This window comes from Amycolatopsis dongchuanensis (genome assembly GCF_039542405.1).
GTDB classification, from domain to species: domain Bacteria; phylum Actinomycetota; class Actinomycetes; order Mycobacteriales; family Pseudonocardiaceae; genus Amycolatopsis_E; species Amycolatopsis_E sacchari.
The window spans coordinates 126,057-141,507 of the sequence record NZ_BAABIB010000088.1 but is presented as its reverse complement, the minus strand read 5'-3'; the positions used below and the strand labels follow the sequence as shown (position 1 = coordinate 141,507).

10 protein-coding genes are annotated in these 15,451 nt (G+C 71.7%); 5 read left to right on the top strand and 5 right to left on the bottom strand.

The window, feature by feature from the left end:
- Nucleotides 1-14: 14 nt before the first annotated feature.
- The 3 genes from ABFX51_RS23815 to ABFX51_RS23805 form a co-directional block, all read right to left on the bottom strand.
- The gene (locus ABFX51_RS23815; protein WP_346054980.1) at nucleotides 15-3,779 is read right to left on the bottom strand and encodes a GH92 family glycosyl hydrolase; all 3,765 of its coding nucleotides are present in this window, start codon (nucleotides 3,777-3,779) and stop codon (nucleotides 15-17) included.
- 75 nt (nucleotides 3,780-3,854) lie between these two features.
- On the bottom strand, nucleotides 3,855-5,144 hold the full coding sequence (locus tag ABFX51_RS23810; protein WP_346054979.1) for a M20/M25/M40 family metallo-hydrolase: 1,290 nt from the start codon (nucleotides 5,142-5,144) through the stop codon (nucleotides 3,855-3,857).
- Nucleotides 5,137-5,964, bottom strand: a complete 828-nt coding sequence (locus ABFX51_RS23805) for a M55 family metallopeptidase (RefSeq protein ID WP_091503624.1) — start codon at nucleotides 5,962-5,964, stop codon at nucleotides 5,137-5,139. Before ABFX51_RS23805 ends, ABFX51_RS23810 begins: the two co-directional genes overlap by 8 nt.
- Nucleotides 5,965-6,222: 258 nt before the next feature.
- Between ABFX51_RS23805 and ABFX51_RS23800 the strand changes: the two genes are divergently transcribed.
- From ABFX51_RS23800 to glgC, 4 genes are all read left to right on the top strand, one after another.
- Nucleotides 6,223-6,552 carry a putative quinol monooxygenase gene (locus ABFX51_RS23800; protein WP_091503626.1) on the top strand — a complete coding sequence of 110 codons (330 nt, stop codon included), beginning with the start codon at nucleotides 6,223-6,225 and terminating at the stop codon, nucleotides 6,550-6,552.
- A 151-nt stretch (nucleotides 6,553-6,703) separates the two neighbouring features.
- Nucleotides 6,704-7,150 (top strand): C40 family peptidase, encoded by a 447-nt coding sequence (locus ABFX51_RS23795; protein ID WP_245782821.1) that lies wholly within the window; start codon nucleotides 6,704-6,706, stop codon nucleotides 7,148-7,150.
- A 177-nt stretch (nucleotides 7,151-7,327) separates the two neighbouring features.
- Nucleotides 7,328-8,482 carry a glycogen synthase gene (glgA, locus tag ABFX51_RS23790; protein WP_346054978.1) on the top strand — a complete coding sequence of 385 codons (1,155 nt, stop codon included), beginning with the start codon at nucleotides 7,328-7,330 and terminating at the stop codon, nucleotides 8,480-8,482.
- On the top strand, nucleotides 8,479-9,699 hold the full coding sequence (gene glgC / locus ABFX51_RS23785) for a glucose-1-phosphate adenylyltransferase (protein WP_177228489.1): 1,221 nt from the start codon (nucleotides 8,479-8,481) through the stop codon (nucleotides 9,697-9,699). Before glgA ends, glgC begins: the two co-directional genes overlap by 4 nt.
- A 2,275-nt stretch (nucleotides 9,700-11,974) precedes the next feature.
- On the opposite strand, the gene ABFX51_RS23780 is transcribed toward glgC, so the two are convergent.
- The gene (locus ABFX51_RS23780; protein ID WP_346054977.1) at nucleotides 11,975-13,336 is read right to left on the bottom strand and encodes a hypothetical protein; all 1,362 of its coding nucleotides are present in this window, start codon (nucleotides 13,334-13,336) and stop codon (nucleotides 11,975-11,977) included.
- Between the two features lie 154 nt (nucleotides 13,337-13,490).
- Between ABFX51_RS23780 and ABFX51_RS23775 the strand changes: the two genes are divergently transcribed.
- Entirely contained in the window at nucleotides 13,491-14,249 is a 759-nt protein-coding gene (locus ABFX51_RS23775) for a hypothetical protein (protein ID WP_346054976.1), read from the top strand.
- 42 nt (nucleotides 14,250-14,291) lie between these two features.
- On the opposite strand, the gene ABFX51_RS23770 is transcribed toward ABFX51_RS23775, so the two are convergent.
- On the bottom strand, nucleotides 14,292-15,425 hold the full coding sequence (locus tag ABFX51_RS23770) for a nucleotide disphospho-sugar-binding domain-containing protein (RefSeq protein WP_346054975.1): 1,134 nt from the start codon (nucleotides 15,423-15,425) through the stop codon (nucleotides 14,292-14,294).
- Nucleotides 15,426-15,451 lie beyond the last annotated feature (26 nt).

Sequence of the window (15,451 nt, the reverse complement as noted above, 5' to 3'; positions counted from 1 at the left end):
GGGTCCGCGCTCGTTCAGCGCGCCTTGCCCAGCAGCTCCACCTCCGCGAGGGTCACCTGGCCGGTGAACTGCAGCCGGTAGCTCGTGTAGCTGCCCGGGTGCGCCACCTGGAACGGCCGCGTCTGGTCGCGCCACTGGAACGACTGGCCGCTGCGGCTGTCGAGCGTCGTCCAGTGCTGTCCGTCGTTCGAGCCGCTGAGCACCCAGGCGGCCGGGTCGGCCCCCGCCTGCTTGCCCGAGGTCAGCGTGTACGACGACACCGGGTTCCCCGGCGCGGCCAGCTGGTAGGTCACGGTCGTGGCCTGCGCCTCGGTCTTCGACGTGTTGTCGAACAACGCGGCGTCCGAGCCGGTGCCCTTGCCGGGGCCGGTCACGTCGGCGAGCGGCTGCGGCACCTGGTCGCCCTTGGTGATCGACGCCGGGGCGTCGCCGGGGCCGGTGCCCCACTTCGACGGGTTCGGGCCCATGTCGAAGTCGAGCGTGCCGCCGTGGGAGATCAGGTCCGCGGGCAGCGACGTCGAGGTCCACGGCCTGCCGTTGACCCGCAGGCCCTGCACGTAGACGTTCTTCGCGTTGTTCTTCGGCGCGTTGATCACCAGGTCGCGGCCGGGCAGGTGGAGCGTGGCCTTGGTGAACAACGGGGAGCCGACCGCGTAGTTCGGGCTGCCCATCTGCAGCGGGTAGAAGCCCAGGGCGCTGAAGATGTACCAGGCCGACATCTCGCCGTTGTCCTCGTCACCCGGGTACCCCTGGCCCAGCTCGCTGCCGACGTAGAGGCGTGAAAGCGCTTCCCGCACCTTCGCCTGCGTCTTGAACGGCTGACCGGCGTAGTCGTACATGTAGAGGATGTGGTGCGAGGGCTGGTTCGAATGCCCGTACTGGCCCATCCGCACGTCCCGCGCTTCGCGCATCTCGTGGATGATGCCGGTGTACGAACCACGGAAGGTCGCGGTTTCGGGCGTGGCGAAGAACTGGTCGAGCTTGTTCGCCAGGCCCTGCTTGCCGCCGTAGAGGTTCGCCAGGCCCTGCCCGTCCTGCGGCACGGTGAACGCCATGCCCCAGCCGTCGGTCTCGGTGTAGTCGCCGCCCCAGTTGCGCGGGTCGTACTGGCCCGCCGGCAGCCGGAAGCTGCCGTCCGGGTTGCGGCCCTGGAAGAAGCCGACGCTCGGGTCGAACATCGTCACGTAGTTCTGGGCGCGGTTGAGGAAGTAGGTGTAGTTGTCCAGGTACTCCTGCTTGCGCGGGTCGTTCGGCCGCGCCTGGTCGTAGAGCTTCTTCGACATGTTCGCGATGCCGAAGTCGTTGATGTAGCCCTCGAGCGCCCACGACATGCCCTCGCCCGTGGTGGTGGGGGTGTAGCCGAGGAAGATCGAGGTGTCCAGCCCCTTGCGGCCGACGGCGTCGTTCGGCGGGAGCACGGTGGCGTTCTTGACCGCCGCGTCGTAGGCCGACCGGACGTCGAAGTTGTCGATGCCCTTGAGGTAGGCGTCGGCGAAGGCGACGTCGGAGCTGGTGCCGGTCATCAGGTCGGCGTAGCCGGGGGAGGACCAGCGGGAGATCCAGCCGCCGTCCCGGTACTGCTGCACGAACCCGTCGATCATCTTGCCCGCCATGTCCGGCGAGAGCAGGTCGTACGCCGACCACGTGGTCCGGTAGGTGTCCCAGAACCCGTTGTTGACGTACATCGTGCCGTCCTTCACCCCGGAGCTGACGGGGCTCTGGTACTGGTACTTCGGCTGCCGCGCGGTGCCGGTGTTCTCGAAGCCCGAGTTCGGGTAGAGGAACAGCCGGTAGAGGTTGGAGTACAGCGTGGTCAGCTGGTCCTGGCTGGCGCCCTCGACCTCGATCACGCCGAGCTGCCGGTCCCACGCCGCCTGTGCGGCGTCCTTCACCGACTCGAACGACGCCCGCGGGGCGATCTCCAGCGCCAGGTTCCGCTTCGCCTGGTCGAGGCTGATCAGCGAGGTCGCGATCCGCATCGTGACGGTCTTCGAGGCGAACTTGAGGTAGCCGCGCACGTTGTCCCGGCCGTCGCCCGGCAGCATCGCGCCGGTGGTGGGCGCCTGGTCGAACGTGGCGTACACGTACATCCGGGTGGCACCGGCGGAACCGGCGTTCACGTCGGAGTAGCCGGACAGCGAGCTCGTCGCGGGGTCGAGCGTGAGCCCGCCGTCGTTGCGGATGTTGTCGAAGACGAGGTTCGCGTTCCCGTCGGGGAAGGTGAACCGGAACATCGCCGCGTGGTCGGTGGGCGCGATCTCCCCGCGGATGCCGTTCTCGAACCGCACGCCGTAGTAGTACGGGCGCGCGGTTTCGTTCTCGTGCTTGAACGGCAGCGCCCGCGCCGTGCGGTTGCCGTCCGGCACCCCGGCCGTCGCCGAGGGCATGACCTGGAACGTCTGGCGGTCGCCCATCCACGGGCTCGGTTCGTGGCTGAGCCCGAACGCCTGCAGCGTCGGCAGGTTCTGGTCGTTGTTGGACTCCTGGTAGCGGTAGAGCCAGTTGTCGGCGCCCGCGTCGGTCATCGGGGTCCAGAAGTTGAACCCGTGCGGCACGGCGGTGGCGGGGAAGTTGTTGCCCCGCGAGAAGTTGCCGTTCGCGTTGGTGCCGCGGGTGGTGAGCACGTTGTCCGACAGCCGCGCGGCCGGGCGCTGCGGCACGGGTGCGATCTGCACGTCGTCGACCCAGCCGTTGAAGCTCGCCGGGCCGTCCGGGTTGTCGTAGCCGAGGATGATCCGGTCGACCGTCTTGCCGCGCGCGACCTTGCCCAGCTGCGCGCGGATCAGGTTCCACTGGTTGGTGTAGAGCGCTTTCCCGGCGCCCTGGCCCTGCGGGGACAGCGTGAACCCGTACTGGTCGGTGGCGCCGAGGTCGCTGAGGTACGTGCCGTCGGTGAACGCGAGGTCGACGGCGACGTTCGTGCTCGGGTACTTCAGGTCCGCCCCGGTGAACTCGGGGAAGATCTTGTACGACAGCTCGGTGTCCGGGCGCACCGGGATGTGCACGTCGAACATCGTGTTGTACGAGTAGCCGCGGCCCTCGCTGGTCTGCGTGCCGGTGTAGTGGAAGGCGTGCAGCCCCGTGTAGCCCGCGCGCGGCTTGTTGCTGTACCCGCTCGCCGGGCCGCCGTCGGGGTAGCTGCGCATGTGCGGCAGCGGCGGCGGGGCCGGTTCGTCGTTGGCCAGCAGCAGTTCCGACAGCTGCAGGATCGGGCCGCCGTTGTTCGCGGTGACCTCCAGCCGGAAGTACTGGTAGGTGACCGGACCGCCGAGCTGGTAGGTGTGGGTCTCCAGGCGTTCCCCGAGGCTCTGCCCGGACTGCTGGTCGATCGTCGTCCAGGTCTGGCCGTCGGCGGAGCCCTGCAGCGTCCAGTCCTTCGGGTCGCGCTCGGGGGCGTCGTTGCCCGCGGTGAGCGCGTAGTGCGTGATCGAGACCGGCTCGGAGAACTGGAACCGCACCCAGCCGGTGGGTTCCCACGCCAGCCACTTGGTGTCGGGGTTCGCGTCGACGAGGTTGACCGCGACCTCGTTGCCGCCGGTGTTCTCGTCGCTGGCGGTGACCTGGGTGATCTTGCCCCTGACGTCGCCGGGGACGACGGAACCGTTGGCGCCGTTGACCCCCGACGCGCGCTCGGCCGTGTCGACGGCGGGCTGCGGGTCGCCGGGCTCGAAGGAGGAGGAGAAGCTCGCGATCGCGGGGGCGGCCGCCGCCGAGGGCACGGCGGCCAGCCCCGCCACGAGGGCGGCACACGCCACGAACACTGCGCTGGTTCGGACCATGAGCCGAAGCTCAGCGCGGCAACCCCTGGTGCGTCAAGGATTCCGGCGAAACCTGGCCGAAACAGGACAGGCCGGTCACACCGACGAAAGTAGGTGCCCCAGCACGCGCTTGCCGAACCGGAGGCCCTCGACGGGCACCCGTTCGTCGACGCCGTGCGCCATCGCGTTGTACGGGTAGCCCTCCGGCACCCACAGCGGCGCGAACCCGTAGCAGTCGATCCCCAGCGGGCTGAACGCCTTCGCGTCCGTGCCGCCGCCCATGCAGAACGGCACCACGACGGCCTCCGGGTCCTCCGCCCGCAGCGCCGCCGCCATCGCCTCGAACCACGGCGAGTCCACCGGCGCCTGCACCGGCGGCTGGTGCGCCACGAACTCACGCTCGACGTGCGGCCCGAGCAGGCTGTCGATCGTCGCGAACAGGTCCTCCTCGCTGCCCGGCAGCACCCGCGTGTCCAGCTGCGCCTGCGCCACGCTCGGGATCACGTTCACCTTGTACCCGGCGTCGAGCATCGTGGGCGTGCAGCTGTTGCGGACCGCGTTCTCCACCAGCGCCGCGGCCGGGCCCAGCCTGGCGAGCGTGCCGTCCACATCGGACAGATCGACGGCCACGCCGAGCGCCTCGCCGGCCCGCCGCAGGAACGCCTCGACGGTCGGGGTGAGGTGCACCGGCCAGCGGTGCGCGGCGATCCGGTGCAGCGCGTCGACCAGGTGCACGACGGCGTTGTCGTCATTGCGGCGAGAACCGTGCCCGGCGCGGCCACGGGCGGTCACCCGCATGTGCGCGGTCCCGCGTTCGGCGGTGCCCACCGGGTACAGCCGGACGGTCCGCCCGTCCGCCGCCGGCGCGCGGTAGGTGTAGCCGCCGGTTTCGCTGATGGCGGCGGCGCAGCCGTCGAAGAACTCGCGGTGCTCGGCGGCGAGCCAGTGCGCGCCCCACTCGCCGCGGTCCTCCTCGTCGGCCACGAACGCCAGCACCAGCTCCCGCCGCGGGCGCAGCCCGTCGGAGAGCAGCGACAGCACCATGGCGCAGAAGTCCTTCATGTCCACCGTGCCGCGGCCCCACAGGAAACCGTCGCGGACCTCGCCGGAGAACGGGTGCACCGACCAGTCCACCGGGTCCGCGGGCACCACGTCGAGGTGGCCCTGGATCAGCAGCGGCGGCAACGCGGGGTCGGTGCCCGGCACGCGCGCCAGCACGTTCGCCCGCCGTGGCGCGGACTCCAGGATCTTCGGCTCGATGCCCGCCTCCGACAGCACCCCCGCGACGAACTCCGCCGCCTCGCGCTCGCCCTCCGAGTCCCCGTGCCCCCGGTTCGTCGTGTCGAACCGCACCAGCTGGGCGCACAACTCCACCACGTCAGCCATAGATCCCCTGTACCGCGCCCGCGGCGATCGCCGTGACCACCTTGAACGCCTTCATCGCCTCGGTCATGTCCGCTGCCTCGAAGCCGACCCTACGCACCCCGGTCTGCTCCACCGTGGGCACCACGGCGGCGGCCTGCGCGAGGTGGCTCGCGTCGAACTCCACCTCGATGCGGTGCGGGTGCCGCCGCGCGTCACCACGGCCCGCCCTGGACATCGCGCGCTCGGCGGCGACCTTCAGCGCGGTGGCCGTCCGCTGCGGCGGGGTGCAGATCGCGGCGTAGCGGCTCACGCACTCCTTCACCGCGACACCGATCGCCTCGGGCGCGTAGTCGCGGGCGTCGTCGCACGTCTTGTCGTCGCCGGTGACCATCAGCACGGGCACGCCGTACTCGGCCGCCAGCGCCGCGTTGAGCCGCCCCTCGCTGGCCGGCACGCCGTCGAGCCAGACTCCGGTGATCTGGTTTTCCAGGTACGTGTGGGACAAAACCCCGTCACCGCCGGCACCGGCGTGGTAGCCGAGGAACACCACGCCGTCCACGCCGGAGTCGATGCCCTGCATCATCGACAGCGGCTTGTGGCGGCCGGTGAGCATGCGGGCGCGCGGGTCGAGGTCCTCCAGCAGCAGGTTGCGCTGGGACGAGTGCGCCTCGTTGACCAGCACGTCGCTCGCGCCGCCCTCGTGCAGCCCCGCGATCGCGGCGTTGACGTCCCCGGTGAACAACCGCCGGAAGCGCTGCCACTGCTCGGTGCCCGGGATCACGTCGTCGGTCCACGTGACGCCCGTGGCGCCCTCCATGTCGGCGGAGATCAGGATGCGCATGGTCCGCGACCCTACCGGGGCGCGAGCCCGGCTCCCGGCTCGTGCGCGGGTGGGCCGGTCCGGTCGCTCGGGGGGCTGACGCGACCGGGCCGGCTACCCGGAAGGACAGGCGCACCGAGCGTGGCGCCGCTGTGGTGACCTGCCCGCAGGGTTGGAGGGGCGGAACCCGCGATCGGGACGCCGCCGGCGGCCAGACCACACGATCGAGTGACGGGTGCGATGATCGGCGGGACAGCTCGAACCGACGCGAGGAGTGAGATGACCAGCGAGAACCCCGTCGTGGTGGTGGCCACCGCCGAGGCGAGCCCGGGCAAGGAGGACGAGGTCGAGCAGGCGTTCCGCAAGGCCGTGCGGGCCGTGCACACCGAGCCGGGCTGTCTGCTCTACGCGCTGCACCGCGACCCGCGCTCGCCCTCGACGTTCGTGATGGTCGAGAAGTGGGCGTCCGCGGAGGCGCTGGCCACGCACGGCAAGGCCCCCGCGCTGGCCGAGCTGGGCGGCGTGCTCAAGGGGCTGCTGGCGCGGCCGCTGGAGGTGCGCACGCTCACCCCGCTGCCCGAGGGCGACGAGCGGCTCGGCCAGGTCTGACGCCTTTCTCCCGCCGGTGAGATGAATCACCGGAAGGAGTATTTATTGTTTTGTGATCCGCGCCCCGGGAAATCGGGCGGCGGCTCCCGGAATAGCCGGGGGCCCATTCGAGACGAGGAGTTCGAATAGATTTCCCGAGGAGGACCACATCGTGCCCACTCGATTGCGGACGCTGGCGGCCGCGACGGCGCTGAGCACCGTCGCGACCGCCGGCCTGCTGGCCCCCGCCGCCACCGCGGCCGAACCCACGACGGGCGACCGCGTGGTGAGCGCCGCCGCCGCGCAGGCGGGCAAACCGTACGCGGCCGGCGGCTCCGGGCCGGACAGCTTCGACTGCTCCGGGCTCGCGCAGTACGCCTACCGGCAGGCCGGGATCAGCCTGCCGCGCACGGCGAGCCAGCAGCGCTCCGCGGCCCGCGGCGTGGCACAGGCCGACGCGCGCCCCGGCGACCTGATCTTCTTCAGCAACGGCGGGCGCGTGTACCACGTCGGCATCTTCGCCGGCGGCAACCGGATGTGGGCGGCGCCCGAATCCGGTGACGTGGTCAAGCTGCAGACCATCTGGACGAGTTCCTACACCGTGGGCCGCGCCTGGTGACGCCCGCGCCGGGCCTTCCCGGTGACGGGGAGGCCCGGCGTGAAGCGCTTTCCGGCAAGCCGCCGCCCACCCCGGCGGCGGCCGCCGGAAACCCGGCGTACACCTGCGGGTTGTCCGGTTCACATTCGCCCGGACAACGCACTGCGCCCGACCCGCTTCTGGCCGTAGGGTCGGTGCATGAGAGTCGGTCTGCTCACCCGCGAGTTCCCGCCCGACGTCTACGGCGGAGCCGGCGTCCACGTCGAGTTCCTCGCCCGCGAACTGCGGAACCTCGTCGATCTCGACGTCCACTGCTGGGGAGCCGACCGCGAAGGCGCGCACGGGCACCGCGATCCCCACGGCTACGCCCAGCCCGCGTTCGCGACCATGGACATCGCGGTGTCGATGGCCGACGCGCTCGCCGGGCACGACCTCGCGCACAGCCACACGTGGTACGCCAACCTCGCCGGGCACCTCGCCAAGCTCGCCCACGGCATCCCGCACGTGCTCACCGCGCATTCGCTGGAACCGCTGCGGCCGTGGAAAGCCGAGCAACTCGGTGGCGGGTACCGGGTTTCGCTGTGGATCGAGCGCACCGCGTTCGAAAGCGCCGACGCCATCATCGCGGTGAGCGAAGGAATGCGGCGCGACGTGCTGGCCACCTATCCGGCGGTGCCACCGGAACGCGTGCACGTCGTGCACAACGGTATCGACACCAAGCTCTACCAACCCGTTTCCGGTACGGATGCCTTGCGGGCACACGGAATCGACCCCGCGCGGCCGTACGTGTTGTTCGTCGGCCGCATCACGCGGCAGAAGGGCGTGCCGCACCTCGTCCGCGCGGCCGCCGCCCTGGAGCCGGGGGTGCAGGTGGTGCTGTGCGCCGGCGGTGCCGACACCCCTGAGCTGGACGCGGAGTTCCGCGGCCTCGTCGCCGACCTGCAGGCAAGGCGTGACGGCGTGTTCTGGATCCCGGAAATGCTGCCCCGCGAACAACTCGTGGAGCTGCTCACGCACGCCGCGGTGTTCGCGTGCCCATCGGTGTACGAGCCGCTGGGCATCGTGAACCTGGAGGCGATGGCGTGCGGCACGGCGGTCGTGGCCAGCGACGTCGGCGGCATCCCGGAAGTCGTCGAAGACGGCGTGACCGGCCTGCTCGTGCACTACGCCGAGGAGGACGCCGCCGGCTACGAAGCCGGCCTCGCCGCGCGGATCAACGAGCTCGTCGGCGACCGGGAGCGGGCCGCCGAGATGGGTGCCGCGGGCAGGCGCCGGGCCGTCGAGGAGTTCGGCTGGGCTGCCATCGCCGCCCGGACGGTCGGGATCTACCAAGCGAGCGGGAGGTCTTCGTGAACGACGTGTCAGACGTGCTGGGCATCGTCCTCGCCGGCGGGGAGGGCAAGCGGCTGATGCCGCTCACGGCGGACCGCGCCAAGCCGGCCGTCCCGTTCGGCGGGGTGCACCGGCTCATCGACTTCGTGCTGTCGAACCTCGTGCACGGCGGGGTGCGGCGGATCTGCGTGCTGACGCAGTACAAGTCGCACTCGCTCGACCGGCACATCAGCACCACGTGGCGGCTGTCGTCGCTGACCGGGGAGTACGTCACGCCGGTACCCGCGCAGCAGCGGCTGGGGCCGCACTGGTTCCAGGGCAGCGCGGACGCCATCCACCAGAGCCTCAACCTGGTCTACGACGAGTGCCCGGCCTACATCGCGGTCTTCGGCGCGGACAACATCTACCGGATGGACCCGCGGCAGATGCTCGACGCCCACCTCAAGTCCGGCGCGGGCGTGACGGTCGCGGGCATCCGGGTGCGGCGGCAGGAGGCGAGCGCGTTCGGCGTCATCGACACGACCGACGGCACGCACATCGACGCGTTCCTGGAGAAGCCGGCCGATCCGCCGGGCCTGCCGGACTCGCCGGACGAGACGTACGTGTCCATGGGCAACTACGTGTTCACCACGCAGGCGCTCATCGACGCGCTCAAGGCGGACGCGGGGAACCCGGAGTCCAAGCACGACATGGGGCGCGACATCATCCCGGCGTTCGTGGCGCAGGGGGACGCGGCCGTGTACGACTTCAGCACCAACGAGGTGCCGGGTGAGACGGAGCGTGACCACGGGTACTGGCGCGACGTCGGCACGATCGACAACTACTTCGAGGCGCACTGCGACCTGATCTCGACGCACCCGATCTTCAACCTCTACAACCGGAAGTGGCCCATCCTGGCGCACCCGGCGCAGCGCGCCGCGGCGAAGTTCGTCGAGGGCGGGACGGCCAACCAGTCCATCGTGAGCAACGGCTGCATCATCTCGGGCGCGCAGGTGGTCGAGTCGGTGCTGTCGCCGGACGTCGTGGTGGAAAACGGGGCGGTGGTGCAGGGTTCGGTGCTGCTGGACGGCGTGCGCGTCGGCTCGGGGGCGGTCGTGCGGCGGGCGATCCTGGACAAGAACGTCGTCGTGCCGCCGGGCGCGCACATCGGGGTGGACCTCGAGCGGGACCGGCAGCACTACCACGTCAGCCCCGGCGGGATCGTGGTGCTCGGCAAGGGGGCGACGGCGCTCACCTAGCTCGGCCGGGGTCACTCGATCCAGTGGTTGAACGGCGGCGGGCGTCGCTGTCGGATCGGGCTGGGTACGCCTCTGGGGGACCCGGGGAGGGGCTCCGGGCGAACGAGGGGCGGTGACGGCCGGTATGGCGGGTTGGGGTCTGGACGGCGGCGCGTGGGGCCTGGTGGCACTCGTGGGACTCGCCGGCCTGCTGGGACTGCTGCGGCTGCTCGCGCCCCGGGAGCCGGACAACCCGCTGGAGCGCTACCCGGAGGTGAATCAGCCGCCCGTCCCGTTCACCGACATGACGCCGACGCCGCCCGTGCTGCCCGCGCTCGGGGGGATGGCCGGCGCTCCGGGTGGGCCTGGGGCCGTGGGGGCGGCCGGGGCGCCGGGTGCTATCGGGACGCCGGGTGCTTTGGGGAGTGCCGGAGCGGCGGGTGCTGCGGCGCCGGGGATGGAGGCGCGGCCCGAGCCGGTGGGCGGTTCTGCGCTCCCGGGTGCGGAGGCCCGGCCGGAGCCCGTGAGCTGGGGGAGCGCGGTCCCTGGCGGTGGGGTGCCTGAGTGGGAGCGGCCAGGCGCTGCGGTGCCGGACTCGCATGAGGAGGATGCCTGGGGTTCGGTTGCGGAGTCGCCGGGCTGGGGTTCACCGCAGGATGGAGGCTACCGCCCCGAACAGACCGAGCCGGGCGAGCCACACCCGCTTTCGGGCGGCGCGGCCTCGTGGGGCGGCTGGACGGGTTCCGGATTGGGGGAGCCGGAGGTCGAGGTCCCGGCGGCGCGACAGGAGTCGGACTGGCCGGGCTCCGTCCCGCCGAGCCGGGAGGAACCCGAGCGCGAAACGGCGAGCGTGGGGGCGGCCCGGGCGTGGGCCGAGGACGATCCGCAGTTCACGGTGCCCCACGTGCAGCACCACGCCCGCGTCGAGTTGCTGCGCGAGGACGCGGTGCCGGAAGGCAGCACCACCCCGGCGGAAGGTGTGTTCGCCGGTCAGGTGCTGCCCGCGACCGCCGTCGACACCCGCGCCGAGACGCCGGTGACCGATCGCCCGGGCCGCCACCGCCTCCTCGAAGATGACGACGATTTCCCGGTGGAAGCACCGTCCGCGCCCCAGGGGCTCAGCCCGTGGACCGGTGACAGCGGCCAGTCGGGTCCGGAAGCCTCCGGTTCTCGCGACGGTGAATGGGATCGTGACCCGGGGAGGCATGCTGCGGGTAGCGGAAACGGGCGGACGCAGCCCACCGCCCCGTACGACTTCGAGACGGCGGGGGAGCAGCCCGCGGAGCTCTTCGACAAGACGGCCGAGTGGGAGTCGTCCAGCCCCGCGGCCGAGGAGCAGGCCGCTGCGGGTGTGGATCATGGGGCGCCCTCCGGGGCGGAGGCACCCCGGGAGCAGTCAGGTGACCAGGCTGCGGCGTCTGAAGGGGGCTGGGAGCCGTTTGGCGCGACCTCGGAGGTGAGGCCGGAGGCCTCTCGGGCAGAGTCAGGTGGCCAGGTTGTGGCTCCTGAGGCGGGTTGGGAGCCGTTTGGTGCTCCCTCGGGGGCCGAGATGGAGGCACCCCGGGAGCAGTCAGGTGACCAGGTTGCGGCTCCTGAGGCGGGTTGGGAGCCGTTTGGTGCCCCCTCCGGGGCGGGTCCGGAGGCGACGCAGCCAGAGTCAGGCGGCCAGGTTGCGGCGGCTCCTGAGTCGGGCTGGCAGCAGCCGGAGGCGACTCAGCCACAGTCGGTCGGCCAGCCTGTGGCGGCTCCTCAGCCGGGTTGGGAGCCATTCGGCGCCCCCTCCAGGACCGAGGCCGCTCAGCGGCAGTCAGGCGGCCAGGCTGCGGAACCGGTGAGCCCGCAGCACCAGCCCGCCGCGCCCGCCGAGGTGGCGGTGACTCGGGAACCCGCAGGCCAGGCCGCGGGAGCGCCGGGCTCTCAGGCCGCTTGGGAACACCCCGCTACGGCTGAGCACGCCCCGGACCCCGCCCGGGCGCACTCAGCAGGCCACCCCACCCCTGCCGAGACGGCGAACCCGCAGCAGCATCCGAACCAGCCGACCGCACAATCCGAGGCCCACGCGACCCGCGAGCACCCCGAAGCCCCGGCGAACCCCCAACCCACCCAGCAGCACCCCGCCCCACCGGCGGGCGCCCCAGACACCCCGCCCCACCACTCCGACCCCCGTTCGGAGCAACCACCGATGCCCCACCCGGACCAGACCCGCCAACCCCACCGCGAGGAGCGCGCCTACGCCGGGCCCGAACCGCGACGTGGGGTGATCGACCGGCTCCGGGGGTTGCTGCGGCGGCGGTGATCAGTACGCGCGGGTGTCGTTGCGCTGCCAGTTCCAGATGACGCTCAGCTTCGCCTCCTGGGCGAGCACGCCGACGAGCATCCGCAGCTGGCATTCCGGCAGGGGCAGGCAGTCGATGTGCTCGGGCACGGTGAAAGCGCCGTCCCGGGTGAAGACCTTCAGCAGGTCCGTCGCGGTGCGGATGCCGAAGCGCCGCAACGCGATCCGCGCCGCGGGGCCGGCCAGCGGCTGCGAATCGTGCCGGACGGCTTGTGCGCGCTGCGCCTGCTTGAGGTCCTCGCGCTCCGCCGCGTCGAGGTGCATCAGCAGGAACGCCTGGTCCAGCCAGTCGATCACCCGCCCCGGCGGCACCTTCGTGTGCAGGATGACGTCGACCAGGTTCATGCTCGTCAGGTTCTGCATGTCCTCGACACCCTCCTCCAGCAACCGCGCCTCGTACCACAGGCTCAGCCCGTCCAGCTGGTCCAGCGGGTACTGCGGCTTCAACGGCTGCATCACCGTGCCGAACACCTTCGCCGTCACGCGCTGGATCAGCTGCAGCCCCGCCAGCGGGAAGAACCCGATCACGAACGCCAGCGCCAGCTCCGCCGACACCGCGGGCGCCCCCATCCCGCGCACCACCTGGTGCACCACGGCCACGACCAGCAGCACCAGCACGATCCGCTGCACCGCCGACGTGTACGCGCTCGGCCGCAGGTCCGTCTGGAAGAACCGCCGCACCAGCATGCCCGTCACGAACGCGTAGGCCCCGATGAACCCGTACTTCAGCACGTCCCACACCAGCCCCGGCGAGGTGAGGAAACCCGTGTCCCACAACACCGCGGACCAGCCCGCCGCCAGCACCGTGGTCAGCAGGAAGACCGGGAACAGCGACTCCGCGCTCACCACCGGCTCGTCCGCGGACCGCCCGCTGCGCAGCCGCCCGTAGTAGGCCTCGAACTTCTCGCGGTAGATCTCGTCCCGGGGGTGCGGCCCCGCCGCCCACGCCACGTGGTACGACGAGTTCTCGGCGGGCTCCGGCAGGTGCTCCGGCCGGTCCCAGCCCAGCCGGTGCAACGTCAGCACGTACTCCCGCCACACCGCCTGCGCCCGCACGTACAGGAACCGCACGTACAACCAGCCCGGCAGGAACGACAGGCACCACAGCACGAACAGCTTCAGCGCGCCCGGCCCCCACTCCGCGGTCCGCGGCCAGCTGCGGTGCGCCAGGAACCCGGCCACCACCACGGCGGCCGCCGCGGTGAGGACGATCAGGGCGTTGAGCCACACCGCCACCACCTTCCGCCGCAGCCACTGCTGCAGGTGCGGCGCCCGCAACGCCGCCAGGAACCCGCGCCCCGTCACCGCTGTCGCCGTGCTCATCGGACTCTCCCCTCTGCCGGACACCGGGGAAATCGCCGCTCGCGAAGCGTCGTGACACCGTCACCCAACCGGCCGAGCGCCCGCGTTTGTACGTCCCTTGTATCCCGGCCCGTCACGCTGACCGCACAGCCGAGGAGACATCAGGGAGGACCCCATGAAGATCCTGCGACGCGTCGCGGGCGCGGTCGGCATCGCCGCGACCGCCGTCCTGCTGGGCACCGCACCCGCCATGGCCGCCACCGGCACCGTCCACACCGACTCCGGCGCCCCGCTGACCGTGCGCTCGTCGCCCAGCACCAGCGCGGGTGCGGTGGGCACCATCGCCGAGGGCAAGTCGGTGACGATCGACTGCCAGACCAACGGCGACACGGTCAGCGGCAAGTACGGCACCACCGACATCTGGGACCACGTGCCCGCCAGCGGCGGCTACATCAGCGACGCCTACGTCTACACCGGCTCCGACGGCCGCGTGGCACCCGACTGCTCGGGCACCACGCAGACGTGCTCGGGATCGGGCCTGGGCAACCCGAACACCTGCGCGCAGGCGGTGGCCAAGGCCAAGTCCCGCGTCCACACCGACTACGACTCCTCCTACGACGGCTGGTGCGACCGCATCAACGCCCAGAACTACGGCTGGAGCGCGAGCGGCTCCAACACCGCGTACATCCACTGGACGCAGATCCCGGCCTCGTACAAGCACCCCGGCGACACCGAGGTGCCCGCCGGCGGCCTCGCCTACTTCGGCAACGGCGGCGCCGGCCACACGATGATCTCCATCGGCAACGGCCAGTTCCTGTCCAACGACATCCACGGCGCCGGGACCTACACGCAGACGACCATCGCCGAGATCAAGCAGAAGTGGGGCCAGACCTACCTCGGCTGGGCCCAGCCCTGGTTCAAGATCAACCACTGACGGCGGAACCCGGCCCCCGGACACGGAAACCGTGCCCGGGGGTCACCGCACAAGATCGATCACCCGCTCGGCGACCTCCACCGGCGACGGCAGCGCGGCGATCTCCGCCCGCACCTCCTGCGCGCGGCGACGGAGGTCCCCGTCCTCGCTCAGCCGCGTGAGGAGTTCGGCGTCCAGGTCCGCCTCAGCAGCGGACAAGCCCGCCCCGCCGTCCCGCACGGCGGCGGCGTTGAGGTACCGGTCGGACCCGCTGGGGAGCACCAGCTGGGGGACACCGGCGACGAGGGCCCCCAGTGTCGTCCCGGCGCCGCCGTGGTGCACGAGGGCGGTGCTGGTGCGCAGCAGCGCGTCGAGCGGTATCCACCCGGCCAGCCGGACGTTGTCCGGCACGGGGCCGAGGCCGTTGGTGTCGGCGTCCCCGAGTGCGACGACGAACTCGGCGTCCACCTGGTCGGCCACCGAGAGCAGCCGCGCGACCGGACCGAGCCCGGTCAGGCCCGTGGCGACGGTGCCGAGCGTGACGGCCACCCGGGGGCGGCCGGTGGCGGGACCGGGCCGCACCAGGTCGTCCGTCAGCACCGCGCCCCGGTTGTACGGCACGTAGCGCATGCTCCAGCCCTCGACCGCCGGGACGAGGCTGGGCGGCGCGACGTCGATGGCGGCCTGGTACTCCGGCACGGCCGTGACGTCGAGCCGCCGCATCACCTCCGTCATGTGCGAGACGATCAGCTTCCCCATCCCGGCGGCGCGCAGGAAGCCGAACCCGTGTCGCACGAGGGGGATGCCGAACCTGCCCGCGGCGGCGAACGCGGCCGCCTCCGTGGCGCTCTGCACGATGACGTCCGGCCGCCACTGCTCGACGGTGCTCGTGGTCCCGTCGGTGAGTCGCGTGGACATGTCCGCCAGCATCGGCACGACCGCGGCCAGGTCGGTGTTCTCCCGCGTGATCAGCTTGACGAGTTCCGGGTCGCTGCGGAACCGCTCGCTCATCAACGCGGCGAAGTCCCGGCCGGGGAAGACGTCCGCCACCGGCAGCCCCGCCTCGGCCGCGGCCCGCGCCGCCGCTCCGGTGGTGGCCACGAGCACCTCGTGTCCCGTGATCCGCAGTGCCCAGGCCAGCGGCACCGTGGGGAACAGGTGACCGATGCCCGGTGTGACGACGAACAGAACGCGCATGAACGGACTCCTGGAGGAGGACGGAG